Raw genomic sequence first — 22,804 nt, 5'->3', positions numbered from 1 at the left:
GGCGCCGCCGTGCGCGTGCCGGGCACGGCGCGCGACGGCACGGCCGTCGCATGGCCGGCGACGCTCGCGGCGAAACGCGGCGGGCCGCTCGTTCGCGGCCACCTGCGCTTCCGGAAGCGGGCCGGCCCGCCGCCCGCGCTACATTGCTTCGTGCTCGACTGTTCGGCGTCGATGCTGTCGCACGACCGGCTCGCGTACGCGAAGGGGCTGATCGTCGCGTATTTCGATCGGGCCGCGCGCGACCGCGCCGAAACCGCGTTGATCTGCTTCGGCGGCAACGGCGCCGTGCGGCGTTTCGGCCCCGCCGTGCCGCGCTGGTGGAATGCCCGCTGGCTCGAACCGGTCGACGGCGGCGGCGGCACGCCGCTCGCGGACGGCATCGCGGCCGCCGCGCAACTGCTGGCACGCGCCGCGCGGCGCGCGCCCGGCACGCAGCGCTGGCTGTGGGTGCTGTCCGACGGGCGCACGCGCGAGACGCCGGCGAAACCGGCTGCGGCCGATCATGTGGTGTTCGTCGACTTCGACGATGCGGCCGTGCGGATCGGGCAGGGCGCGCGGCTTGCCGCCGCGTGGGGCGCGCAGTGGGTGACGGCCGATGCGCTGTGCGCGGACCTGGCCGGCTGAAGGCCCGCCGGCGGTGCGCTATGATCGCCGTTTCTCATTCAGTCCACCGGACAACCCGCCATGCAAGTACTGGTCGATGCCGACGCGTGTCCCGCCGTCGTGAAGGACATGCTGTTTCGCGCCGCGCGTCGTGCCGAAATCTGCGTGACGCTGGTCGCGAACCAGTTCCTGCGCACGCCGCCGTCGCCGTTCATCAAGGCGCTGCAGGTGCCGGCCGGCTTCGACGTGGCCGATGCGCGCATCGTCGAGCTGGCCGAGAGCGGCGATCTCGTGATCACCGCCGACATCCCGCTGGCCGCCGCCGTCCTCGACAAGGGCGCGCACGCGCTCGACCCGCGCGGCAACTGGTTCAGCCGCGAGAACATCGAGGAGCGGCTGTCGACGCGCGCGATGATGGACCAGTTGCGCAGCGCGGGCATCGACACCGGCGGGCCGGCGCCGTTCAGCGCGCGCGACGGCAAGGCGTTCGCCGCGCAGCTCGACCGGTTCCTGGCGCGGCACGGCAAGCCTTGAGCCGACGCATCGGCCTGCGCATGACGCGGGCGGAAACGCGTGCGGGCGCGCATGACCTGACGCGCCTGGTCGCCGGCCCATACCGGCCCGTATCGGATCGCGTGTGCTCCCCCGGAACGGATGCGGATTTGCAGCGACGCTGCTATCGTGACGCAAACCACAACACAGGAGCACACGCGTGTCGCCGACTCAACTTCTCGTTCCGACCTTTACCCACCTGCTGCATGCGCTGTCCGCATGGCTCGACAAGGCCGCCGGACACCGGCAGGCCGCGGGCGATGCGCCCGACGCGGCGATGACGCTGAAGCTGGCGGACGACATGTATCCGCTTGCGGCACAGGTGCGCTTCTCGTGCTTCCAGGCGACGGAGCCGATCCACCGGTTGCGCGGCGAGCCGGTGCCGGCTTCGCTGCTGGCGCTGCGCGAGGCAGGGTGGAACGCGAACGCACAACCCGGAACGCTGGCCGATGCGCAAGCAACCATCGCCGCGACGCTCGCGTTTCTCGGCGAGCTCGCGCCGGACGCGCTCGACGGCGGCGTCGCGTTGCCGATCGCGCTCGAATTGCCGAACGGGGTTGCGTTCGACATGACGGGCGAACAGTACGCGCGCGACTGGGCGCTGCCGCAGTTCTACTTCCACGCGATTGCCGCGTACGCGATCCTGCGCCATCACGGCGTGCCGCTCGGCAAGGCCGACTTCGTGCCGCACATGCTCGCGTACGTGCGGCCCGGCACGATGCCGCAAGGGTGAGCAGGACGGCACCGGGCGGTCGCGCGGCGACATGACACGGGCACTGTTCGTCTGCAGCCGCAACCGGTTGCGCAGCCCGACGGCCGAGGCGGTATTCGCCGCGTGGCCGGGCGTCGAAACCGACTCGGCGGGACTCGCGCCCGACGCGGATACGCGCCTGTCGGCCGACCAGCTCGACTGGGCCGATATCGTCTTCGTGATGGAGCGGGCGCACAAGGCGAGGCTGACGGCGCAATTCGGCGCGCGTCTGAAGCACAAGAGGATCGTCTGTCTCGACATTCCCGACCGGTACGCGTTCATGCAGCCGGAACTCGTGACGCTGCTCGAACGCAAGGCCGGCCCGATCCTGCGCGGGTAACCGGCGCGGGCGACACCGGCGGCCGCGCGATGCGGCCGTGCGCGGTCGCCTAAAAACAGTCGAGGCGCAGCAGCTCGATGATCTTGCGCGTCGGCACGCTGGCGCGAAGCGTGTCGAGGCGCTCGACGGTGAACCACCTGCAGCGCGCGATCTCGTTGTTCGCACGCGGCGACAGGTGTGCCGGCACCTCGGCCACGAACACGTGATGGAGCTTCGTGAGCCCGCCGAACTGCACCGCGTAATCGAGGGCGAGCCCCTCCAGCCGGGTTTCCTCGGCGAGTTCCCGCTCCGCGGCCTCGAGCGGCGTCTCGCCGCGCCGGATCGTGCCGCCCGGCAGCGACCAGCGCGACGCGGTGCGCGCGACCAGCAGCACGTTGCCGCGCTGACGGCACACGATCGTGGCGCGTTCCTTGACGGCGGCGAGGGTATACGGCCCGGTACTCATGTTCGGCAAAACAGGTGCTGAATCGTGGAGAAAATGCGCGGCGGCGCAACGTCGTCCGGCAGCGGACCGCCGCAGCGTACAGGCAGCCGCATCGATCCTACCGGCCGTTCGTGACAGTTCCGTGCACCCACCGCGTCACGAATGCGTGTAGATCCCGTTGCGCGTCGGCTTCACGTGACGGCGACGGGCGTGCGGGTGTCCGGCATGCCGGTGGCGGGACGACGGCGCCGCGACGCGACGGTGCGCGGGCCGCGCGCCCGATGCGGCAGCTTGCGGCGCCGCGCCCGGCATCCCGGCCTGTCCTTCGCCGAACTGGAAAGTCCGGGTTTGCGCGTGTCCGACGCCCAGCGTCGCCGCCAGCACGAAGGCCGTCAGCAGCATCCGTTTCATGAACAATCCGCCTTATTCTTTCGTTCCCGCCAGCTTAGCGAAAGGCGAGGCATCGTCGCAACCTGTCCGTGCTCGGTGTCGCCCCCGGCTTGCGGGGGGAGGCGTCATGGATACGGCGGCCACGTGACGCCGGACTTGACATGAAAATTCCTGAGTGTGAATATAAATTCACATACACGAATTATTCGCCGATTCCGTCAGGTCGCGCCATGCGTGGCAGGCCGCCGGAGCCGGCACGCCGATCAACCGGAACCAGGAGCGGGACGCATGGTGGAACACGAGCAGCAGGGCGCGCTGGCGGGATTGCGCATCATCGATCTGTCGCGGGTGCTGGGCGGCCCGTACGCGACGCAGATCCTTGCCGACCACGGCGCCGAGGTGATCAAGGTCGAACCGCCGTCCGGCGACGAAACGCGCACCTGGGGCCCGCCGTTCGACGGCGACACCGCGTCGTACTTCCTCGGCGTGAACCGCAACAAGCTCGGCGTCACGCTCGACCTGACGCAGCCCGAGGACCGCGAGCGGCTGCTCGGCCTGCTCGAACACGCCGACGCCATCGTCGAGAATTTCAAGATCGGCACGATGGAGCGCTGGGGCCTCGGCTTCGACGCGCTGCACGCGCGGTTTCCGCGCCTCGTTCATTGCCGCGTGTCGGGCTTCGGCGCGGACGGCCCGCTCGGCGGGCTGCCCGGCTACGACGCGGCCGTGCAGGCGCTCGCGGGGCTGATGAGCGTCAACGGCGAGGCCGGCGGCGCGCCGCTGCGCGTGGGCGTGCCGATCGTCGATCTCGTCACGGGGCTGAACGCGGCGCTCGGCGTGCTGATGGCGCTGCGCGAGCGCGACGCGAGCGGCCGCGGGCAGTTCGTCGAAGCGACGCTGTTCGACTGCGCGCTGTCGATCCTGCATCCGCATACGCCGAACTTCTTTCATTCGGGTCGCGCGCCCGTGCGCACCGGCAACGCGCATCCGAACATCACGCCGTACGACCGCTTTCCGACGGCAGGCGCCGACATCTTTCTGGCCGTCGGCAACAACGGGCAGTTCGCGGCGCTGTGCGACGTGCTCGGCACCCGCGACTGGCCGGACGATCCGCGCTTCGCCGACAACCGCGCGCGCAGCGCGAACCGCGCCGCGCTGCGCGCGCTGCTCGAAACGGCGCTGGCCGCGCATGACGGCGCGGCACTCGCCGAGCGGCTGATGCGCTCCGGCGTGCCGTGCGCGCCCGTGCTCGGGCTCGATGCGGCGCTCGACCATCCGCATGTCGCGCACCGGAAGATGAAGGTCGAGCTGGGCCGGCACCGCGGCATCGCGTCGCCGATCAAGCTGGGCCGCACGCCGGCCGCGTACCGGCGGCCGCCGCCCGCGCTGAACGAACACGCGGCGCAGGTGTTTGGCGACGCCGATCGCGATTCCGGTCGCGATCCGGAGGGAGGCGGCCGGCGGGACTGAGCGGCCGGCGGTGCGCGCCGGCCGGATCGCGACAGTTTTTCCGGCGGTTCATCGAGAAGCGCGCATCCGCCTGACGTTTTCCGGGAGAGCAAGTCATGCAGTTCGACCTGACCGACGACCAGCGCGCGATCGAAAGCGCGATCGGGAAAATCTGCGCGCGCTTCGGCGACGACTACTGGCTCGAGCGCGATCGCGCGGGCGGGTTTCCGGACGACTTTCACCGGGCGCTGGCCGAGGCCGGCTGGCTGGGTATCGCGATGGACCCGGCCCACGGCGGCGCAGGGCTCGGGATGACCGAGGCCGCGCTGATGATGCGCGCGATCAGCGCGTCGGGCGCGGGACTGTCCGGCGCATCGGCCGTCCACATGAACATCTTCGGGCTGAATCCGGTGCAGGTGTTCGGCAACGCCGCGCAGAAGGCGCGCTTCCTGCCGCCGCTGATCGCCGGGCGCGACAAGGCGTGCTTCGCGGTGACCGAGCCCGACGCGGGCCTCGACACCACGCACCTGAGCACACAGGCGCGCCGCGACGGCGACCACTACGTGCTGAGCGGCCGCAAGATCTGGATCTCGACCGCGCAGGTCGCGAACAAGATGCTGATCATCGCGCGCACGACGCCGCTCGACCGGGTCGCGAAGCCGACCGACGGGTTGAGCCTGTTCTATACCGACCTCGACCGCACGCGCGTCGAGGTGCGCGAAATCGAGAAGATGGGCCGCCACGCGGTCGATTCGAACATGCTGTTCATCGACGACCTCCGCGTGCCGGCCGACGACCTGATCGGCAACGAAGGCGACGGCTTCCGTTACCTGCTGCACGGGCTGAATCCCGAACGGATCCTGATCGCCGCCGAGGCGATCGGGCTCGGGCAGGCCGCGCTGCGCCGCGCGACGCAGTACGCGTGCGAGCGCGTGGTGTTCGGCCGGCCGATCGGGCAGAACCAGTCGATCCAGCATCCGCTCGCGCAGGCGTGGATGCAGCTCGAGGCCGCGTGGCTGATGGTGCTGAAGGCCGCGACGCGCTACGACGCGGGGCAGCCGTGCGGCGCGGAGGCGAACGCGGCGAAATACCTCGGCGCGGAGGCCGCGTTCCATGCGTGCCAGACGGCGGTCGCCACGCACGGCGGGATGGGTTACGCGAAGGAATACCATGTCGAGCGCTACCTGCGCGAGTGTATGATTCCGAGGCTCGCGCCCGTGAGTCCGCAACTGATCCTGTGCTACATCGCGGAGAAGGTGCTCGGGCTGCCGAAGTCGTACTGACCGTATCGGCCCGGCGGCCGGCCCGGTGCGCGGTTTCCCGTTCCGATTCAAGCGCTCGTCATGGACGTCAAACTCGTTGCCCGCACGCTCGACCTGTTCGAGCTGTTCGCCGCCGAACGGCGGCCGCTGCCGCTCACCGAACTCGCCCGCCTGCTCAACGTGCCGGCGTCGAGCTGCCTCGCGATGGCGCGCACGCTCGTGAGCCGCGGCTACCTGTACGAGGTGCGCAAGCGCGGCGGCTACTACCCTACGCGGCGCCTGCAGGCGATCGCCGCCGCGATCGACGCGACCGATCCCGTCGTCGACATCGTCCACCCGCATCTCGTCGCGCTGCGCGACGCGAGCCACGAGACGGCCGTGCTCGGCAAGATCCAGGGCGCGTCGGTCACGTACCTCGATGTCGTCGAATCGGAGCAGGCGATCCGCTACACGCGCGAGCCGGGCGCGCTGCGCCCGCTGCATGCGAACTCGATCGGCAAGGCGATCTTCGCGGAGCTGGCCGGCGACGCGCAGCAGGCGCTTGGCGCGCAATTGTCGTTCGAACGCCTCACCGACGCGACGGTGGCCGACCTGCCCGCGCTCGTCGCGCAGGCCGCGCGGTTTCGCGCACTCGGCTGGGCGGAGAACTTCGGCGAGAGCGCGCCCGAACTGTCGGCGATCGCGGTCGCGCTGACGCTCGACGGCGACTGGTACGGGCTGTCGGTCGTCGGGCCGAGCGAGCGGATCCGCCAGCATCGCGACCTGCATGCGGCGCTGCTCGTCGAGGCCAGGGCGCGGCTGCTGGCCGAGCACGCGCGCGGGTAGGGCGGACCGGCGGCAGCGGGCCGCGCGCCGGCGCGCGACCCGGCCGCGCCGGAAACGGCCCGCCGCGCATCACGCGCGGATGCGCCGCCGCGACGTCACGACTTCACCCACACGCCGCCCGCACTCGGGTTGTCGCCCTGGGTCCACCATTTCGCGCAGTACTTCGCGCCCTGGTACGTCACGCACGTGCCGCCCGCGTAAGCGGTCGTGGCCGACCACGCGGGCGTGCCGCCGCCGACCACCTTCCACACGGCGGCCTGGCCGGGCACGTCGCCCTGCGTCCACCATTGCGCCTGGTACGTCGTGCCCTGGTAGGTGACCGTCGCGCCGGCCGTGTAGACCTGGCCGGCCGCCCAGGGCGCACCCGGCTGCGGCGTGCCGCCGCTCGAACCGCCGCCGTAGTTCGGATCCTGCGTGACGCCCGCGCCCCACTTGCCGGCGAGCTGCTTGAAGATCGTCGCGAACGCGTACGGCTGCTGCGCGACGCCGGAGCAGATCGGCGACGCAGAGGTGCCGCCGGACGCACACGCCTGATCGCGGCCGACCGACCAGTTGCCGAAAAAGCCGTAGCCATTGTTGACCGCCGCGTTCAACACGCTTTGCGCATTCGCGAGCGTGAAGGTTTCGCCCTGCACATCGTTCACGCCGATCATCGGCGTGACGCCGACCATCTGCCAGAGCTGGGCGTCCGTCTTCGGCAGGCCGGCCGCCTTGAACGCGGTGTCGAGCTGCGAATACAGCGCCTGCGCGGCGCTGATCGCGGCGGCGCCCATGTCGAGGTTCGCGGGGCCGTAATCCATCGCCATCACGTTCACCGCGTCGAACACGGTCTGGTTCGCGATCGCCGCGTTGACGATGTTCAGCCCGTCCTGCGTGAGCCCGGTGGGCATCGTCGGCAGCGTCAGCGTGACGTGCAGCGGCTGGCCCTTCGCCGCATAGCTCGCCTGCAGCTGGGCGACCGCCTGGAAGTTGCGCGCGACCGCGGCCGTGTCCAGTTGCGACACGCCTTCGATGTCGAAATCGATATGCGTGAGGCCGTACGTATCGATCACGGTCTGGTACGCGCCGGCCAGCGCAGGGACCGTCGAGCACGCCTGCATCAGCGGCGTGCCGTTCGCGCCGCCGAACGACACGGCGACTTCGCCGCCCTTCGCGCGATAGCTCGCGATCGAGGTCGACAGCGCGGTCAGCAGGCCGCCGCTCGCGCCGTTGCCGATCGCCTGCACGCCGCCCCACGACGGCGTGCAACCGCTGCCCGCGACCACGAACGCGAGCGTGAACTGCTGGATGCCTTGCTGGACGCCGATCTGGTCGACGAGCGGCGTCGGATAGAGCGTCACGTCGACATAGGGCGCATAGACGCCGGCGCCCTGGGACACGCTCGCGGCGGCGAGCAGGCAACCCGCGGCAAGCGCGCGCGGGATGAAACGCGGCAACACATTGTTGTGCATTGTGTTCTCCAAGTGGAAGAGGGATACGCTGGCCCGCGTATCGCCGCCGGTCGGCCGATCGGGTAGGCCCGGCCGACGGCGTGCCCATCTTGGAGGATTCGCGCCGAATAGTGAATAGTCAGGAGTTCTTTTTGTTATTTGATTCCCGGCGAGCAACTATCCTGCCGATTCGACACCGTTGCGCAATGCGCCGGACGGGTGAGGGCCGCGCTCGATCGTGCGCGGCCCGCATGCGTCGCTCCGGCCGCGTCAGGCCGCGTCAGGCCGGGGCCGGCTGCACGAGCGCGCGTGCAAGCGCGACGAAGCGCTCGACGCACGCCGATGCAAACGGCTCGCGCCACGACACGATCTGCTCGACCGCGCGCGTGCCGGCGAGCGGCACGTAGACGACGTCCGGGCGCTGCAACGTCGCCGTGAAGCCCGGCACGATCGCGATGCCGCGCTCGGCGGCCACCAGCGAGACGAGCGTCGTGATCTGCGCCGCGCTCGCGCCGATGCGCGGCGCGAATCCGGCTTGCGCGCACAGATCGTCCAGCGCAGCCGTCAATGCGGACCCGTAACCGGGCGGAAACGTGACGAAGGTTTCGGTTGCCAGTTCCGCAACGTCGAGGCACGCGCGGCCGGCGAGCGGCGTGCCGGCCGGCACGGCCGCGACGAGCGGCTCGCGCGACACGACGAGCGATTCGACGGAGGCGCCGGGCGCACCGTCCCACGCCCAGCCGAAGCCGATGTCCATCGCGCCGTCCGCGATCTGCTGGCGCTGGCCGGCGGTGGCCGCCTCGCGAAAGGCGAGCTCGACGTCGGGCATCGTCCTGCCCGCGGCGCGAATGACGTCCGGGAACGTCGCGGACATCGGAATCGAACTCGCATAGCCGATCACGATGCGCCCGGCGATGCCCTGCGCGATCTTGCGCGCGCTCGCCTCGGCCTCGGCGGCCGCGCTGACGACGTTGCGCGCGTGTTCGAGGAAGACCGTGCCTTCGGGCGTGAGCCGCACCGCGCGCGTCGAACGCTCGAACAGCCGGACGCCGAGCTCGCTTTCGAGCGCGGCGATGTGGCGTGTCAGCGGCGGCTGCGCGACCCGCAGGCGCAAGGCCGCGCGGCCGAAGTGCAGTTCGTCGGCGACGACCACGAAATAGCGGAGGCGGCGCAGGTCGAGCATTGTTGTCGTTCCGGTATCAATGGCGATGAAAACGGTATTGGCGTGCGCGCGGCGCGCTCGTCAGACTGTCGGCATCGACAACCTGGCAGCTCCGATGAACGACAGGACCACGCGCATCGCGTTCTTTCTCTGCGGCTTCGCCGCGTTTCTCAATCTCTATTCGACGCAGGGCATCCTGCACGAACTCGCGGCGAGCTTCGGCGTCAGCGCGGAGCGCGCGGGGCAGGGCGTGAGCGCGACCACGACGGCCGTCGCCATTATCGCGCCGTTCGTCGGCGTGCTGGCCGCGCGCATCGAGCGGCGCGTCGCGATCGCGGGCGCGGCGGTGGCCGTCGCGCTGCCGGTGGTGTGGTCCGCGCACGCGGCCGGTTTCGCGTCGTTTCTCGGCGCGCGCTTTGCGGCCGGCCTGATCATGCCGTTCATCTTCGCGCTGTCGATCGCCTATATCGCGGAACGTTTCGATCGCGGCACGTCGGCCGAGATCAGCGCGCTGTTCGTCGCCGGCACGACGCTCGGCGGCTTCGCCGGCCGCTTCGCGACCAACCTGCTGACGGCGATGTGGGGCTGGCGGCACGCACTCGACGCCGTCGCGGCGCTGTGCCTCGTCACGGGCGTCGCGATTTACGCGAGCCTGCCGGCGGCCGGCGCGCGCACACGGCATGCCGAACCCGATGCGGACGCCGACGCGCGGCCGTCCTGGCACATCGTCACGCGCGGCCCGCTGCTCGCGTCGTTCGCGATCGGCGCGTGCGTGCTCGCGTCGCAGGTCGCGACGTTCACGTTCGTCGGCCTGCGGCTCGCTCGCGCGCCGTTCGGCTTCGGCACGGTCGGGATCGGCGCGATCTACGCGGTCTTCCTGGTGGCGGTGGTCGTCACGCCGCTCGCGGGGCGCGTCGCGCGGCATCGCGGCCCGCGCGCGCCGGGGCTCGCCGCGGCCGCGCTCGCGATCGGCGGTGCGCTGCTCACGCTGTCGGACCACGTGCCGGTGATCCTGGCCGGCCTCGCGCTCAGCTCGACCGCCGTGTTCGTCGAGCAGGCGTCGGCCAACGCGTTCATCTCGCAGGCGGCAGCACGTGCGCGCTCGACGGCGATCGGCCTCTACCTGTCCTGCTACTACCTCGGCGGCAGTCTCGGCTCGATTTTGCCGTTGCCGGGCTGGCACCGCTGGGGATGGGCCGGCTGCGTCGCGTTCGTGATCGCGGCGCAGGCGATCGTCGGCATGCTCGTGTACCGCTTCTGGCGCACCGGCCGCGCGGACGGCGCGGAACCGGCCGGCGCGCGGGGGTTCCGGCCGATTCGATAGCCGCGTTCAGCGATACCAGCGCGGCGTGTAGACCCATTCGCGCCCGGCGCCGATCGCGAAGCGCCGCGTCGTCGACGAGCCGACGATCACCATCGTGCGCATGTCGACCTGGTCGCTGCGCAGCGCGCCGAGCGTCGTGGTCGCGAGCGTCGCGCCCGGCCGGCCGATGTCGCGGCCGAGCACGACCACCGTCTCCGGCGCCCGATGCGCGCGCACGACCTCGAGCGCACGATCGAGCTGCCACGGCCGCGCGCGCGAGATCGGGTTGTAGAACGCCATCACGAGATCGGCCTGCGCCGCGTGTCGCAGGCGCGTCTCGATCACGTCCCACGGTTTCAGGTTGTCCGACAGCGAGATCGCGCAGAAGTCGTGGCCGAGCGGCGCGCCAGCCTGCGCGGCCGTCGCGAGCGACGCCGAGATGCCGGGCTCCACGCGCAGGTCGACCGCGGCCCAGTGCGGGTCGCGCGCTTCGTCGAGCGCCTCGAGCACGGCCGCGGCCATCGCGAACACGCCCGGGTCGCCCGACGACACGACCGCGACGCGTCGGCCTTCGGCCGCCAGTGCGAACGCGTGACGCGCGCGCTGCATCTCCTCGCGGTTGTCGGTGCCGTGTACGCGCTGGCCGTCGCGGAACGGGCCGGCCATGTTCACGTAGGTCGTATAGCCGAGGATGTCGGTGGCGTCCGCCAGCGCGGCGCGCGCGGCCGGCGTGAGCCACGCCGCGCCGCCGGGGCCGAGGCCGAGCACCGTCAGACGGCCGCGCGCGCGGCCGATGGCGGCCGGGTCAACCGGGTGCGAAGCGACCGCGCACGCAAGGCCCTCCGCCGGTGCGGCGTGAAGCGTGTGCGCGACGCGCAGCGCGTGGCCGAGCAGCGTGGCCGCATCGGTCCCGGCGCGGCTGTCGACATCGACATCGACATCGACGAAGCGCAGCGGCACGCCGAGCGCTTGCGCCGCGGTTTCCAGCGCGGCGTCGCCGAGCGCCGCGGCCGGCGCGACGATGGCCGCCAACGCCAGCCGCGCGAGGCCCTGCGCATCCAGCAGTGCTTCGATGCGCGCGGCGAGCGCTGCGTCCGCCCGCGCGGCTTGCGCGTCGACGCCGACCACCACGCTGCGCGGATGGATCACGAGTTCGTCGCGCGCGCCGCGCCATGCGTCCGGTGTCACGCGGATCGCATGCGTGGCCGCGTCGTCGCGCGGCAGCGCGACAGCGTCGAGCCACGGCGCCGCGCCGTCGATACGTGTCGGCGTGCCCGCGAGCAGATCGGAGACGAACCGCTTGCCCTGGGCGAGATCGGCGAGCGCATAGCCTTCGGGCGGATTGAGCACGCACGCGCCGAAGCGCAATTCGCCGCTCGTCGTGATCGCGGCCGCGACGCCGACGCATGCGGCGATCTCGCGCGCGATCGCGTTGACGCCCGTCAGGCCGCCCAGCAGCGGCACGACGGCCGAGCCGTCTTCGGCGACCGCCAGCACGGGCGGCTCGACGCCCTTGTCGGCCAGCGCGGGCGCGAGGCAGCGGATCACGATGCCGGCCGCGCACAGCGCGACGATCGGCAGGCCGCGCGCATACAGTTCGCGCAGGTGCGCGCCGAGTTCGTCGAACGGCACGTCGGCCTCGACGCGCGAGGCGAGCCCGTGCACGCGCGCACCCGGAAAGTGCGCCTGGATGCGCCGCGCGGTGTCGAGCGCGCCCGCGCCGAGAATCACGATCGCGGGCGGGGTCGTCATCCTTGCCATTTTTCCCCCGGCACCACGAGCAGCGAGAAATACGGCGACGCCATCGGGTCGACTTCGTCGAGCGGGACGATGCGCTGGCTCGCCATCGTCGCGCGCTCGACATACAGCGCGCGTTTCGCGAGCCCCAGTTCGTCGAGCACGCGCCGCACCTTGTCGAAATTGCGGCCGAGCTTCATCACGACGGCGGCGTCGGCTTGCGCGAGGCGGGCCCGCAACTCGGGTGCGGGCAGCACGCCCGAGAGCACCGACAGGCTCTGGTTGCGATAGACGAGCGGCTGGCCGAGCACGGCCGTGCCGCCGAGCATCGCGCACACGCCGGGGACGACCTCGGTGTCGTAACGCGGCGCGAGGCGGTCGTGCAGGTACATGTACGACCCGTAGAAGAACGGATCGCCTTCGCAGATCACCGCGACGTCGCGCCCCGCGTCGAGGTGCGCCGCGACGATTCCGGCGGCCGTGTCGTAGAAATCGGCGATCACCGTCTCGTAGCAAAGCGGCGGCGGCAACGCCTCGGTCGTCACCGGATAGACGAGCGGCAGTTGCGTCTGCCCGTCCTGCAGGTGCGCCTCGACGATGCCGTACGCATTGCCTTTCTTGCCCTTCGCGACGAAATACGCGACCACGGGCGCGGCCTGCAGCACGCGCAGGGCCTTGATCGTCATCAGCTCGGGATCGCCGGGGCCGACGCCGACCCCGAACAGGCGTCCGCGTGCGCGCGTCATTCGGCCTCCGTCGCGAGCGCATTGACCGCGGCGGCGGCCATCGCGCTGCCGCCGCGCCGGCCGAGCAGGGCGACGTACGGCACGCCGCGGCTGTCGGCGTCGAGCAGCGCCTTCGATTCCGCCGCGCCGATGAAACCGACCGGGAACCCGAGAATCAGCGCGGGGCGCGGCGCGCCGGCATCGATCATGTCGAGCAGGTGAAACAGCGCGGTCGGTGCATTGCCGATCACGACGACGCTGCCCGCGAGATGCGGGCGCCACAGTTCGAGCGCGGCGGCCGAGCGCGTGTTGCCGAGATGCCGGGCGAGATCGGGCACCTCCGGCTCGCCGAGCGTGCAGATCACGCGGTTGGCCGCCGGCAGCCGCGTGCGCGTGATGCCTTCGGCAACCATCTTCGCGTCGCACAGGATCGGCGCACCCGCCGCGAGCGCCGTCCGGCCCGCCGTGCCCGCGCCGGGCGAAAAACGCAGCGCGTCGACGACGTCGACCATCCCGCACGCGTGAATCACGCGCACCGCGAGTTTCTCGAGATCGGGCGGGATCCTCGACAGATCGGCCTCGGCGCGAATCGTCGCGAACGACTGGCGGTAGATTTCCTGCCCGTCGCGAATGTAGTCAAGCATCGGTGGTGTCCTGGCTGTGCCGCGCGCCCGTCAGTCGGGCCGCGGCCTGGTCAATCGTCAGATGGCGCGCGAGCGGGGCGCCGAGGCCCGCGGCGGCGTCACGCCGGTAGAGGTCGTACCGCGCGGGCGCGACCGCGACGAGCGTGTGCGTCGCGGGATGCGGCAACGCGCAGTGGCGTTCGCAGCCGGTCAGGTGCACGTCGACCGGATCGCCGAGGCGCGCGGCGAGCGCGAGCGCGTCGTGTTTCGTATCGGCGCGCGCTTTTGCGCAGCCCGTGCTGCCGGCGCACGCGACCAGCGCGGCCAGCGGGTCGGACGGCGCGCAGACGAGGCCGAGCGACGCGAGCGCATCGAGCGTGGCCGGCGCGAGGCCGTGCGCGACGCCGTGGATGAACACGCCTTGCCACGGCGTCATCGACAGCGTGCCGTCGCCGTCGGCCTCGGCCAGGGCGGCGAGCCGCTCCAGTTGCGCCGCGTCGAGCCGGCCGAGCACGAACTGCGCGCCGACGCTGCAATATGCGGCGTCGAGCGACGCACGCGCGCCGAAGCGCAGCGCGGCGTCGCAACGCGGTCGCCGCCAGCCGGTGAGCGCCGGATCGGCCGCGAGCGCAAAGGGCAGGTCGTGCTGCGCGCGTTCGAGCAGCGCCCGTTCGCCGCACGTGGCGAGCAGCGCGCGCATGCGCGTGACGTCGGCCGGCGCGAGATCGAGGAACGCGCACAGCAACGCGCGGACGAGCGCGGCGGCTTGTCCGGGCGCCACGTCGACCGACGCGGGTGGATCGCCTGCTTCGACCGGCGGGCAGCCGGCCAGCCCGGCGGCGATGCGCACGACGCCGTCGCCGCGACGCCATGCGGCGAGCCAGATGTCGTGCGGATGATCGAGCGCCGCGACCGATTCGCCGCCGTCGAGCTGGATCGCGAATTTTGGCGACAACTCGCCGCGACGCGGTTCGCGCGCCAGCAGGTCGAACAGCGGTGCGGCCAGCGCGCGGCTGTCGACGAGCGCGGCGGGATCGCGCCCGGCGAGCGGGCTGAGCATCAGGTTGCGGACGTCGTCGCTCGCGGCGAGCGCGGCGCGATCCGCGGCGGCGTCGACGCGCGGGCCGAGCCCCGCATCGAGCAAGGCCTGCGTCAGCGCGGCGGCGGCGCCGTCGCGAATGCCGCGCAGTTGCAGATTCGCGCGATTGGTCGCGTCGATCGCGCCGGAGCCGTACTGGCGCGCGGCAGCGGCGATCGCCCGCGCCTGGCGGGCCTCGAGCCGGCCGCCGGGCAGCTTGATCCGGCACAGTCCGCCGTCGGCGGCCGCGACCACGCGCACGAGCCCCGGGCACGCCGACGGGCGTACGGCGGGCGATGCAGGAATCGGAACGGAGGCGGAATTCAACGGGGCAGGCAATGGTGTCGCGCCGCGGTCGACGCATCGGTACACCCCGCCCGACGCCAACCGGCACGCTCGCACTTTCAGGCCGGCAGGTCTTCTGGCTGACAGGCCGACGCCGGCTCCCGACCTTCCCGGCGGAACCCGTGGCATGCGAGGGAGAGCGGCTCGCTGTCTACAGTTGCGGGGGCAGCCACAGCGGCGCGCGGCGCGCCCTGTGTTCCCTCTTCGGCCCCGAAGGGCACCGGCGAACGAACGGCCGTAGGATACCCGATTTTCGCACCGGCCCGGCATCGGCGATGCGCCCCGCAACCGCGTCGCAGCAAGGCCGGCGCCGGTTTCGCGCTGTCTCGCAAATGGTACGATTGGCGGCGCGGCACGAGGCCGCGCGCGCGCTGGAATCCGGCACCGCGCGCGCCCGGCAGCGGCGGCCGCATCGCACCGGCGTGCCGGTGGATCAACGCGCGGCGGCCCGGCGGTCGCGCATCGCAACAAACGGAACGGAATCGAACGATGGGGAAGGGTGCATGACGGCGTGGCTGACGATAGTGGGCATCGGCGACGACGGTTACGCGGGGCTCGGACGCAGCGCGCGGCGCGCGCTGCTCGACGCGACGCTCGTCGTCGGCGCGAGGCGCCATCTCGACATGCTGCCCGCACGGCTGCCGGCCGCGCGCGAGGCGTGGCCGTCGCCGTTCGATCTCGCGGGCGTGCTCGCGCGTCGCCCGTCGCCGGTCTGCGTGCTCGCGAGCGGCGACCCGATGCTGTTCGGCGTCGGCGCCACGCTCGCGCGCACGCTGTCCCCGGACGAATGGCGCGTGCTGCCCGCGCCGTCGTCGCTGTCGCTGGCGGCCGCGCGCCTCGGCTGGGCGCTGCAGGAGACCGGCGCGGTGTCGCTCGTCGGCCGTCCGCTCGCGACGCTCGCGCGACACCTGCTGCCGGGCCGTCGCCTGTTCGTGCTGAGCGCCGACGGCCGCACGCCGGCCGCCGTCGCGGCCGAACTCGTCGCACGCGGGTTCGGGCCGAGCCGCGTCAGCGTATTCGAGCATCTCGGCGGGCCGCGCGAGCGGCGTCTCGACGGGCTCGCGCAGGACTGGGCCGTCGACGAGACGGCCGCGCTGAACCTCGTCGCGCTCGACTGCCGCGCAGCCGCCGACGCGCCGCGCCGCGCACTGACGCCCGGCCTGCCCGACGACGCGTACCGTCACGACGGCCAGCTCACCAAGCGCGACATGCGCGCGCTGACGCTGGGGCGCCTCGCGCCCGCGCCGGACGAACTGCTGTGGGACGTCGGCGCCGGCAGCGGTTCGATCGGCATCGAGTGGATGCGCGCGCATCCGTCGTGCCACGCGATCGCGATCGAATCGCATGCGGAGCGGCAACGCTTCATCGAACACAACCGCGACGCGCTCGGCGTTCCGGGCCTGCAGCTCGTCGCCGGCCGCGCGCCCGATGCGCTCGCCGGCCTGGCCGCGCCCGACGCGATCTTCATCGGCGGCGGCGCCACGGCGCCCGGCGTGCTCGACGCGTGCTGGACGGCGCTGAAACCCGGCGGCCGGCTGGTCGCGAACGCGGTCACGCTGCAGGGCGAGATGGCGCTGGCCGCGTGGCGCGACGCGCACGGCGGCACGCTGACGCGCGTGTCGCTCGCGCACGCCGAGCCGCTCGGCCGCTTCGACACGTGGCGACAGCCGTTGCCGGTCACGCTGTACGACACCTGCAAGCCGGCCGCGGCCGATACGGCGGGCGCGCCGGCAACGCACGCGACGGACGCGTGATGCGCGACGAAACGCCCGAACAGCCCGCGCCGCTGCGCTTCGGCTATACGACCGGCAGCTGCGCGACCGCGACGTCGCTCGCGGCCGCGCGCCTGCTGCTCGCGGGGCACGCGGACGACGCGGTCGAGATCGTGCTGCCGAAAGGGCAGCACGTGATGATGCGGCTCGAGTTCTGCCGGGCGACGGCCGACGGTGCGGAAGCCGGCACGCTCAAGGACGCCGGCGACGATCCGGACGTCACGCACGGCGCGCTGATCTTCGCGCGCGTCGCGCTCGCCGCGGCGCCCGGCGTGCGTTTTCACGCGGGGCCGGGAGTCGGCACCGTCACGCGCGCGGGGCTCACGCTGCCGGTCGGCGAACCGGCGATCAACCCGGTGCCGCGCCAGATGATGACGGCCCACCTCGACGCGCTCGCGGCCGAGCACCGCTACGCGGGCGGCTTCGACGTGACGATCGGCGTCGAAGGCGGCGAGGCGCTCGCGCTGAAGACGATGAATCCGCGTCTCGGCATCGTCGGCGGGCTGTCGATTCTCGGCACGACCGGCATCGTGCGGCCGTTCTCGTGTTCGGCCTATATCGCGTCGATCCATCAGGGCATCGACGTCGCGCGCGCCAACGGCGTCGCGCACATCGCCGCCTGCACGGGCAACGCCAGCGAGGATGCGATGCGCGCCCACTACGGCCTGCCCGAGATGGCGCTGATCGAGATGGGCGATTTCGCGGGCGCGGTGCTCAAGCACCTGCGGCGCGCACCGGTCGCGCGCCTGTCGATGTGCGGCGGCTTCGGCAAGCTGAGCAAGCTCGCGGCCGGCCACCTCGACCTGCACAGCCGCCATTCGAGCATCGACCTGCCGCTGCTCGCGCAGTGGGCGGCCGGGGCCGGCGCGAGCGACGCGCTGCAGGCCGCGATGCGCGCCGCGAACACGAGCCAGGCGGCGCTGAAGCTCGCGCAGGCCGACGGCGTGCCGCTCGGCGATCTCGTCTGCGCCCGGGCGTTGCACGTCGCGCGCGACGTCGTGCCACCGTCGGTCGCCGTCGAGATGTTCGCGATCGACCGGCAGGGCCGCTTCGTCGGGGAGGCGCGATGAGCGCGCGCATCCTGCTGCTCGGCGGCACCGGCGACGCGCTGAACATCGCGCGCGCGCTCGGGCCCGGTCACGTGTACAGCCTCGCCGGCCTCGGCAAGGTGCCCGCCGACCTGCGCTGCGACGTGCGTGTCGGCGGGTTCGGCGGCGCCGCCGGACTCGCCGCGTACCTGCGCAGCGCCGGCATCGGCCTCGTGATCGATGCGACGCATCCGTATGCGGCGCGGATCAGCGCGAACGCTGCTGCCGCGACACGCGACGCGGGCGTGCCGCTGTGGGCCCTGCGCCGCGCGCCGTGGACGCCGCAACCGGGCGACGACTGGCGGATGGTCGACGACTGGGCCGGCATCGAGGCCGCGCTCGCGCCGTTCAGGCGGCCGCTTTTCACGCTCGGCCGCGAACCGCTCGCGCATCTCGACGCGATCCCGCCGCATCAGTTCTGGGTCGTTCGCTGCCTCGACGCGCATCCCGGCAACGCGCGCGCGCAGATCGTCGCCGCGCGCGGGCCGTTCACGCTCGACGGCGAGCGCGCGCTGTTCGCGCTGGCGGGCATCGACGTCGTGGTCAGCAAGAACAGCGGCGGTGCGGCCACCGAGGCCAAGCTCGACGTCGCGCGCGAACGTCGGCTGCCGGTCGTGATGCTGCGCCGTCCGCCGCTGCCTGCCGCCGAGCGCACGTTCGACTCGGCCGCCGCGCTGCTCGAGGCGCTCGATCCGGCCGTGCGCGCATGATGCGGCGCGGCCGGTCATCCCATGAATTGACGGAGATTTTTCGATGACGGTGTATTTCATCGGCGCGGGCCCCGGCGACCCGGAGCTGATCACGGTGAAGGGCCAGCGCCTCGTGCGTACCTGCCCGGTGATCCTGTATGCGGGCTCGCTGGTGCCGGCAGCCGTGCTCGACGGTCATCGCGCGGAGCGGGTCGTCAATACCGCCGAACTCGACCTCGACGCGATCGTCGCGCTGCTTGCCGACGCGCACGCGAAAGGGCAGGACGTCGCGCGCGTGCATTCGGGCGACCCGTCGCTGTACGGCGCGATCGGCGAGCAGATCCGCCGGCTGAAGGCGCTCGGGATTCCTTATGACATCGTGCCGGGCGTAACGGCCACGGCCGCGTGCGCGGCGACGCTCGGCGTCGAGCTGACGCTGCCGGGCGTGGCGCAGACGGTGATTCTGACGCGCTTCGCGGGCAAGACGACGATGCCGGAAGGCGAAGCGCTCGGCTCGCTCGCCGCGCACCGCGCGACGCTCGCGATCCATCTCGGCGTGCGGCATCTCGCCCGTATCGTCGACGAAGTGCTGCCGCATTACGGCGCCGATTGTCCGGTCGCGGTGATCTATCGCGCGAGCTGGCCCTACGAGGAGCGCGTGACCGGCACGCTCGCCGATATCGTCGAAAGGGTGCGGGGCGCGCGGATCGAGCGCACCGCGTTGATCCTGATCGGCCGCGTGCTCGATGCCGAAGGGTTCGCGGATTCAACGCTGTACGCGAGCGCGAGCTGATCATGCGCTCGCCGGCGTGCGTTCCGCGCGGTGTTCGCGCAGGTGCGTGTAGAGCGCCGCGCCGATCGTGATCGCACCGCCGGCGAAGTAGACCGGCGACGCCGTTTCGCCGAGGATCGCGATCGACGCAACGATGCCGACGTCCGGGATCAGGTTGAGCACGACCGCGCTCCAGTACGACGCGTTGCCGCGCGCGCCACGGAAATAGAACAGGAAGGCCAGCGCGAACTGCAGCACGCCGATCGCCATCGCGGGCCATGCGGCGGACCAGGCCGGCAGCCGCTGCAGGCCGCCGCCGCCGTCCGCGTCGACGCCGAGCAGCACGAGCGCCAGGAGCAACGACGCGGCCTGCTGGATCAGCAGCATCGCCGTCGCGGACGCCAGCGTGACCGCGTGCGTCGACAACGATACATACAGCGCGGCCACCATCACGCCGGCGAGCACGAACGCGTCGCCGCGCAGCGATGCGTGCGCGTCCGCGGACGTGTCGCCGAGCGTGATGACGACGACGCCCGCCAGTGCGACGACGCCCGCGGCCAGCAGCCGCCGGTCGACCCGCAGCCGGAACAGCACGATGTTGAACGCAAGGATGCCGAGCGGTTCGAGCGCGAAGAGCACCGCCGTATGCAGCGCGGACGTGGACTGCATGCCGACGAACCCGAGGTAATACGCGCCGCACGGTTCGAGCATGCCGATCAGCGCGACGACGGCGACCTGCGCCGCCGCGATGCCGCGCAGGCTGACGCGCTGCGCGACGGCAACGCACGCGAGCACCGCGACGCTGGCGGCAATCTGCAGCACGATGAGCCAGGCGGGCGACAGGGCTGGCAACGCCATCTTGCTGAACGGTATCGCGACGCCCCAGCACAACGTCGCCATGATCAGGCATCCGGTCTTGCGCGCGCTGTCGTTCATGCGTTGACTCCACTCGGCCCGTCGACCCGTAGAATGAGGGCGTGCGAGCGCCCGGGGCGAACCGGCCATGCGACGGCCGACCCGACATCGGTGAAACGATGGTTTAATTTATATGCGTGACGCACACATATACTAGGAGCGCCTACGTGAAAAAGCAACGCCTGAACAATCTGCTGGGCGCGCTCGCGCTTGCGGTGAACGACCGGGTAGAAGAGGCGATCGCCCGCGAGACGGGGCTGCACGGGTCGATCGCGGACGCGCTGGTGCTGCTGTCGCAAGCGCATGCGATGACGATCGACGCGCTCGCACGGCAATCGATGCTGGTGCATTCGTCGGCCGTGCGGCTCGCCGAGCGGATGGCGCAGGAAGGGCTCGTCGCACGCGAGCCCGGAGAGGACAAGCGGACCGTCGTGCTGACGCTGACCGAGGCGGGGCACGATACGGTGCGGCAGGTACTGGCCGCGCGCGGCGCGGCCATCGCGGATCTCACGCGCACGCTGACGCCCGCGCAATGCGCGCAGCTCCTGCCGATCTGCGAGCAGCTGGTGGGCGCGCTGGCCGACGACATGCAGAACGCGATCCGCGTGTGCCGGCTGTGTGACGAGGATGCGTGCGACTTGCGGCGGTGTCCGTCGGAGCGCGCCTATCGGCGGCATCTGGCCGAGCGCGAAGCGGGCGTTTGAGGCTGCCGAGGCGCGCGGGCGCGGCCAGTCGGCGCGCGAACGCCGCCGTACCCGGCGGCCACGCGCGCCGCACTAGGCACGCGCGAGATGCCGCACGCTTCGCGGCGCAAACCCCGCCGCCAGCGCGAACAGCGCGACGCACAGGCACGCCATTGCCACCCACGCGGGCGTCAGGTCCGCGAGGTGCTGCCGCACGACGCCGGCCGCGAACGGAAACAGCCCGGCGACCAGGTAGCCGACACCCTGCACGAAGCCCGTCAGCGATGCGGCATCGGCCGGCGTCGCCGCATGGTCGACCGTGACGATCAGCGACAGCGGGAACAGCGCGCCGATCCCCGCGCCCAGCAGCAGCGCGGCCGGCAGCGCGAGTGCGTCGGGCGCGGCGAGCATCACCAGCAACCCGGCGAGCAGCGACGCGATCGCCGCATGCAGCGCAGGCCGGCGATCGGGCAGGCGGTCGATCGTCGCCGAGATCGTCAGCCCCGCGACGACTTCCGCGAGCGTCACGCCGCCGAGCAGGCTGCCGGCCGCCGTCGGCGACCAGCCGAGCCGCATGTAGTACGGCGGCAGCCATGCGAGCACGAGCGTGTACGCGCCCGTCGCGATACCGAAGAACAGCGCGAGCCGCCAGGCGCGCGGCGAGCGCGACGGCTGCGCATGCGATGCCGTCGCCGGCCCGATGGCGCGCGCGTCGCCGCCGCGCCCGGCCAGCGGCCAGGCCACCGCGGCTATCGCGGCCGGCAGGGCCCAGCCGGCGAGCGCGGCGAGCCAGCCCCAGCGCGCCGCGGCGAACGGCGCGACGACGCTTGCGAGCACCGCGCCGCCCATGATCGACGTCGAGTAGACGCCCATCGCGCCACCGATGCGCGCAGCGAAATGCGCCTTCACGAAGCCGGGCAGCAGCGCCTGCACCATCGCGATCCCGACGCCCGCGCAGCAGGCGCTCGCCAGCAGCAGCCATGCGTGCTGCGCGCCGACGCGCGACGCGCACGCCAGCCCGATCAGCACGACGCCGAGCCCGACGCCGCCCACGATGCCCGTCATGCGCTGCAGGCGCCGCGCGCTCAGCGCGCCGAGCCCCATCAGGAGGATCGGGATCGTCGTCAGCAGGCTGGCCGCGCCGTCGCCGATGCCGGTCGCGCGCTGGATCATGTCGAGCAGCGGGCCGACCGCGGCAAGCGCCGGCCGCAGGTTCAGCCCGACGAGCACGATGGCGGCGAGCCGCCATCCCGGAGAAGTAAAGCGATTCATCGCATGGCCCTCGAAATCGATGCACGGCTCCCGGTGAGACGCCGCGCGTTTTCATGTAAAGTATCTCGACATCAAGATAAATGCTGATTTATCTCGACGTCAAGATAACTGGTGAGCCGAGGAGGGTTAATGGATCGAGCCGCGCATGCGCTCGCGCAATGGCGCGCCGAGCGTCCGGATCTCGACGCGTCGTCGATGGTGGTGATGGGGCGGCTGCAGGAAGCCGCGCTCGTGATCGCGCGCGACCGTCTGAATCCGCTGTTTGCGCGCTACGGGATGCAGCCCGGAGAATTCGACGTGCTCGCGACGCTGCGGCGCGGCGGTGCGCCGTTCGCGCTGACGCCGACGGCGTTGTACGACGCGCTGATGATGTCGTCGGGCGGGATGACCGCGCGCATCGACCGGCTGCAGAAGGGCGGCTGGGTCGAGCGCCGGCCGAACCCGGCCGACGGGCGCGGCACGCTCGTCGCACTGACGGAAGCCGGCCGCGCGCTGATCGACGATGCGGTCGTCGCGCACATCGACAACCAGCGCGCGCTGCTGGCCGTGCTGTCGGACGCGGAACAGGCGCAGTTGTCGGAATTGCTGGGGAAACTGCTGGCGGGGGTGAGCGA

General features: G+C 72.0%; 24 protein-coding genes and 1 riboswitch. Of the genes, 14 read left to right on the top strand and 10 right to left on the bottom strand.

The genetic code is table 11. The annotated features are described in order from the left end of the window. Positions 1 to 15 precede the first annotated feature (15 nt). From GQ57_RS34000 to GQ57_RS33985, 4 genes are all read left to right on the top strand, one after another. A complete protein-coding gene (locus GQ57_RS34000; RefSeq protein ID WP_031398685.1) occupies positions 16 to 624 on the top strand; it encodes a vWA domain-containing protein in 609 nt (202 codons plus the stop codon). Positions 625 to 684: 60 nt separating this feature from the next. Next, positions 685 to 1,137: a YaiI/YqxD family protein gene (locus GQ57_RS33995; protein WP_031398686.1), complete on the top strand. Its 453-nt coding sequence runs from the start codon at positions 685 to 687 to the stop codon at positions 1,135 to 1,137. Positions 1,138 to 1,315: 178 nt separating this feature from the next. Beyond that, a complete protein-coding gene (locus tag GQ57_RS33990) occupies positions 1,316 to 1,888 on the top strand; it encodes a DUF1993 domain-containing protein (protein ID WP_031398687.1) in 573 nt (190 codons plus the stop codon). A 31-nt stretch (positions 1,889 to 1,919) separates the two neighbouring features. Next, a complete protein-coding gene (locus tag GQ57_RS33985; RefSeq protein WP_031398688.1) occupies positions 1,920 to 2,246 on the top strand; it encodes a low molecular weight protein tyrosine phosphatase family protein in 327 nt (108 codons plus the stop codon). 49 nt (positions 2,247 to 2,295) lie between these two features. Here the strand turns inward: GQ57_RS33985 and GQ57_RS33980 are convergent, their stop codons facing one another. Together GQ57_RS33980 and GQ57_RS33975 are read right to left on the bottom strand one after the other, a co-directional pair. Next, positions 2,296 to 2,691, bottom strand: coding sequence for an NUDIX domain-containing protein (locus tag GQ57_RS33980; RefSeq protein ID WP_031398689.1), 396 nt, complete (start codon positions 2,689 to 2,691; stop codon positions 2,296 to 2,298). A 135-nt stretch (positions 2,692 to 2,826) separates the two neighbouring features. Then, on the bottom strand, positions 2,827 to 3,081 hold the full coding sequence (locus tag GQ57_RS33975) for a hypothetical protein (protein WP_031398690.1): 255 nt from the start codon (positions 3,079 to 3,081) through the stop codon (positions 2,827 to 2,829). Positions 3,082 to 3,348: 267 nt separating this feature from the next. On the opposite strand from GQ57_RS33975, the gene GQ57_RS33970 reads away from it, so the two are divergent. The 3 genes from GQ57_RS33970 to GQ57_RS33960 all read left to right on the top strand — a co-directional run bounded on the left by GQ57_RS33970 (position 3,349) and on the right by GQ57_RS33960 (position 6,596). After that, the gene (locus GQ57_RS33970; protein ID WP_034200161.1) at positions 3,349 to 4,530 is read left to right on the top strand and encodes a CaiB/BaiF CoA transferase family protein; all 1,182 of its coding nucleotides are present in this window, start codon (positions 3,349 to 3,351) and stop codon (positions 4,528 to 4,530) included. Between the two features lie 95 nt (positions 4,531 to 4,625). After that, the gene (locus GQ57_RS33965; RefSeq protein WP_034200160.1) at positions 4,626 to 5,792 is read left to right on the top strand and encodes an acyl-CoA dehydrogenase family protein; all 1,167 of its coding nucleotides are present in this window, start codon (positions 4,626 to 4,628) and stop codon (positions 5,790 to 5,792) included. A 60-nt stretch (positions 5,793 to 5,852) separates the two neighbouring features. Beyond that, on the top strand, positions 5,853 to 6,596 hold the full coding sequence (locus GQ57_RS33960) for an IclR family transcriptional regulator (RefSeq protein ID WP_034200159.1): 744 nt from the start codon (positions 5,853 to 5,855) through the stop codon (positions 6,594 to 6,596). 95 nt (positions 6,597 to 6,691) lie between these two features. Here GQ57_RS33960 and GQ57_RS33955 read toward each other — a convergent pair whose 3' ends face one another. Both GQ57_RS33955 and GQ57_RS33950 read right to left on the bottom strand, forming a co-directional pair. After that, the gene (locus GQ57_RS33955) at positions 6,692 to 8,047 is read right to left on the bottom strand and encodes a chitinase (RefSeq protein WP_034200158.1); all 1,356 of its coding nucleotides are present in this window, start codon (positions 8,045 to 8,047) and stop codon (positions 6,692 to 6,694) included. Between the two features lie 259 nt (positions 8,048 to 8,306). Further along, positions 8,307 to 9,209 carry a LysR substrate-binding domain-containing protein gene (locus GQ57_RS33950; RefSeq protein ID WP_031398695.1) on the bottom strand — a complete coding sequence of 301 codons (903 nt, stop codon included), beginning with the start codon at positions 9,207 to 9,209 and terminating at the stop codon, positions 8,307 to 8,309. Positions 9,210 to 9,303: 94 nt separating this feature from the next. Here GQ57_RS33950 and GQ57_RS33945 point away from each other — a divergent pair, with 94 nt between their 5' ends. Beyond that, positions 9,304 to 10,512, top strand: a complete 1,209-nt coding sequence (locus GQ57_RS33945; RefSeq protein WP_034200157.1) for an MFS transporter — start codon at positions 9,304 to 9,306, stop codon at positions 10,510 to 10,512. Between the two features lie 6 nt (positions 10,513 to 10,518). Here GQ57_RS33945 and cobJ read toward each other — a convergent pair whose 3' ends face one another. Genes cobJ through cobG form a run of 4 tightly spaced genes read right to left on the bottom strand, consistent with a single transcriptional unit; the run spans position 10,519 to position 14,981 of the window. Further along, the gene (gene cobJ / locus GQ57_RS33940) at positions 10,519 to 12,243 is read right to left on the bottom strand and encodes a precorrin-3B C(17)-methyltransferase (RefSeq protein ID WP_034200156.1); all 1,725 of its coding nucleotides are present in this window, start codon (positions 12,241 to 12,243) and stop codon (positions 10,519 to 10,521) included. Continuing rightward, positions 12,240 to 12,974: a precorrin-2 C(20)-methyltransferase gene (locus GQ57_RS33935; protein ID WP_034200155.1), complete on the bottom strand. Its 735-nt coding sequence runs from the start codon at positions 12,972 to 12,974 to the stop codon at positions 12,240 to 12,242. Before GQ57_RS33935 ends, cobJ begins: the two co-directional genes overlap by 4 nt. Next, positions 12,971 to 13,597 (bottom strand): precorrin-8X methylmutase, encoded by a 627-nt coding sequence (locus tag GQ57_RS33930; RefSeq protein ID WP_031398699.1) that lies wholly within the window; start codon positions 13,595 to 13,597, stop codon positions 12,971 to 12,973. The genes GQ57_RS33935 and GQ57_RS33930 overlap by 4 nt, the downstream gene beginning before the upstream one ends. Further along, positions 13,590 to 14,981, bottom strand: a complete 1,392-nt coding sequence (gene cobG, locus GQ57_RS33925) for a precorrin-3B synthase (RefSeq protein WP_235212683.1) — start codon at positions 14,979 to 14,981, stop codon at positions 13,590 to 13,592. Before cobG ends, GQ57_RS33930 begins: the two co-directional genes overlap by 8 nt. Before the next feature lie 67 nt (positions 14,982 to 15,048). Continuing rightward, positions 15,049 to 15,239: riboswitch (cobalamin riboswitch) on the bottom strand. 263 nt (positions 15,240 to 15,502) lie between these two features. On the opposite strand from cobG, the gene GQ57_RS33920 reads away from it, so the two are divergent. The 4 genes from GQ57_RS33920 to cobM are packed head-to-tail and all read left to right on the top strand — an operon-like array spanning position 15,503 to position 19,341. Next, positions 15,503 to 16,753: a bifunctional cobalt-precorrin-7 (C(5))-methyltransferase/cobalt-precorrin-6B (C(15))-methyltransferase gene (locus GQ57_RS33920; RefSeq protein ID WP_034200167.1), complete on the top strand. Its 1,251-nt coding sequence runs from the start codon at positions 15,503 to 15,505 to the stop codon at positions 16,751 to 16,753. Then, a complete protein-coding gene (locus GQ57_RS33915) occupies positions 16,753 to 17,841 on the top strand; it encodes a cobalt-precorrin-5B (C(1))-methyltransferase (protein ID WP_034200154.1) in 1,089 nt (362 codons plus the stop codon). Before GQ57_RS33920 ends, GQ57_RS33915 begins: the two co-directional genes overlap by 1 nt. Further along, positions 17,838 to 18,569: a cobalt-precorrin-6A reductase gene (locus GQ57_RS33910; protein WP_034200153.1), complete on the top strand. Its 732-nt coding sequence runs from the start codon at positions 17,838 to 17,840 to the stop codon at positions 18,567 to 18,569. Before GQ57_RS33915 ends, GQ57_RS33910 begins: the two co-directional genes overlap by 4 nt. 43 nt (positions 18,570 to 18,612) lie before the next feature. Then, positions 18,613 to 19,341: a precorrin-4 C(11)-methyltransferase gene (gene cobM, locus GQ57_RS33905; protein WP_034200152.1), complete on the top strand. Its 729-nt coding sequence runs from the start codon at positions 18,613 to 18,615 to the stop codon at positions 19,339 to 19,341. Here the strand turns inward: cobM and GQ57_RS33900 are convergent, their stop codons facing one another. Continuing rightward, positions 19,342 to 20,256, bottom strand: a complete 915-nt coding sequence (locus GQ57_RS33900) for a DMT family transporter (RefSeq protein WP_034200151.1) — start codon at positions 20,254 to 20,256, stop codon at positions 19,342 to 19,344. A 146-nt stretch (positions 20,257 to 20,402) separates the two neighbouring features. Here GQ57_RS33900 and GQ57_RS33895 point away from each other — a divergent pair, with 146 nt between their 5' ends. Continuing rightward, positions 20,403 to 20,939 (top strand): MarR family winged helix-turn-helix transcriptional regulator, encoded by a 537-nt coding sequence (locus GQ57_RS33895; protein WP_052001574.1) that lies wholly within the window; start codon positions 20,403 to 20,405, stop codon positions 20,937 to 20,939. Between the two features lie 72 nt (positions 20,940 to 21,011). On the opposite strand, the gene GQ57_RS33890 is transcribed toward GQ57_RS33895, so the two are convergent. Then, positions 21,012 to 22,190 (bottom strand): MFS transporter, encoded by a 1,179-nt coding sequence (locus tag GQ57_RS33890; RefSeq protein ID WP_034200150.1) that lies wholly within the window; start codon positions 22,188 to 22,190, stop codon positions 21,012 to 21,014. 129 nt (positions 22,191 to 22,319) lie between these two features. Between GQ57_RS33890 and GQ57_RS33885 the strand changes: the two genes are divergently transcribed. Continuing rightward, the coding region (locus GQ57_RS33885; RefSeq protein ID WP_034200149.1) for a MarR family winged helix-turn-helix transcriptional regulator at positions 22,320 to 22,804 on the top strand (485 nt) is incomplete at its 3' end.

The sequence above is a fragment of the Burkholderia sp. MSh2 genome (assembly GCF_000731655.1).
Classification (GTDB): Bacteria; Pseudomonadota; Gammaproteobacteria; order Burkholderiales; family Burkholderiaceae; genus Burkholderia; species Burkholderia paludis.
Note: the sequence above shows the minus strand (reverse complement) of the source record. Positions and strands in the feature narration are given on the sequence as shown.

Excerpts from the sequence above, each read along its gene's own strand:
- GQ57_RS33995 (WP_031398686.1), top strand. The coding sequence starts at position 685 with ATGCAAGTACTGGTCGATGCCGACGCGTGTCCCGCCGTCGTGAAGGAC.
- GQ57_RS33985 (WP_031398688.1), top strand. The coding sequence starts at position 1,920 with ATGACACGGGCACTGTTCGTCTGCAGCCGCAACCGGTTGCGCAGCCCG.
- GQ57_RS33980 (WP_031398689.1), bottom strand. The coding sequence starts at position 2,691 with ATGAGTACCGGGCCGTATACCCTCGCCGCCGTCAAGGAACGCGCCACG.
- GQ57_RS33975 (WP_031398690.1), bottom strand. The coding sequence starts at position 3,081 with ATGAAACGGATGCTGCTGACGGCCTTCGTGCTGGCGGCGACGCTGGGC.
- GQ57_RS33970 (WP_034200161.1), top strand. The coding sequence starts at position 3,349 with ATGGTGGAACACGAGCAGCAGGGCGCGCTGGCGGGATTGCGCATCATC.
- GQ57_RS33965 (WP_034200160.1), top strand. The coding sequence starts at position 4,626 with ATGCAGTTCGACCTGACCGACGACCAGCGCGCGATCGAAAGCGCGATC.
- GQ57_RS33960 (WP_034200159.1), top strand. The coding sequence starts at position 5,853 with ATGGACGTCAAACTCGTTGCCCGCACGCTCGACCTGTTCGAGCTGTTC.
- GQ57_RS33955 (WP_034200158.1), bottom strand. The coding sequence starts at position 8,047 with ATGCACAACAATGTGTTGCCGCGTTTCATCCCGCGCGCGCTTGCCGCG.
- GQ57_RS33950 (WP_031398695.1), bottom strand. The coding sequence starts at position 9,209 with ATGCTCGACCTGCGCCGCCTCCGCTATTTCGTGGTCGTCGCCGACGAA.
- GQ57_RS33945 (WP_034200157.1), top strand. The coding sequence starts at position 9,304 with ATGAACGACAGGACCACGCGCATCGCGTTCTTTCTCTGCGGCTTCGCC.
- cobJ (WP_034200156.1), bottom strand. The coding sequence starts at position 12,243 with ATGACGACCCCGCCCGCGATCGTGATTCTCGGCGCGGGCGCGCTCGAC.
- GQ57_RS33935 (WP_034200155.1), bottom strand. The coding sequence starts at position 12,974 with ATGACGCGCGCACGCGGACGCCTGTTCGGGGTCGGCGTCGGCCCCGGC.
- GQ57_RS33930 (WP_031398699.1), bottom strand. The coding sequence starts at position 13,597 with ATGCTTGACTACATTCGCGACGGGCAGGAAATCTACCGCCAGTCGTTC.
- GQ57_RS33920 (WP_034200167.1), top strand. The coding sequence starts at position 15,503 with ATGACGGCGTGGCTGACGATAGTGGGCATCGGCGACGACGGTTACGCG.
- GQ57_RS33915 (WP_034200154.1), top strand. The coding sequence starts at position 16,753 with ATGCGCGACGAAACGCCCGAACAGCCCGCGCCGCTGCGCTTCGGCTAT.
- GQ57_RS33910 (WP_034200153.1), top strand. The coding sequence starts at position 17,838 with ATGAGCGCGCGCATCCTGCTGCTCGGCGGCACCGGCGACGCGCTGAAC.
- cobM (WP_034200152.1), top strand. The coding sequence starts at position 18,613 with ATGACGGTGTATTTCATCGGCGCGGGCCCCGGCGACCCGGAGCTGATC.
- GQ57_RS33900 (WP_034200151.1), bottom strand. The coding sequence starts at position 20,256 with ATGAACGACAGCGCGCGCAAGACCGGATGCCTGATCATGGCGACGTTG.
- GQ57_RS33890 (WP_034200150.1), bottom strand. The coding sequence starts at position 22,190 with ATGAATCGCTTTACTTCTCCGGGATGGCGGCTCGCCGCCATCGTGCTC.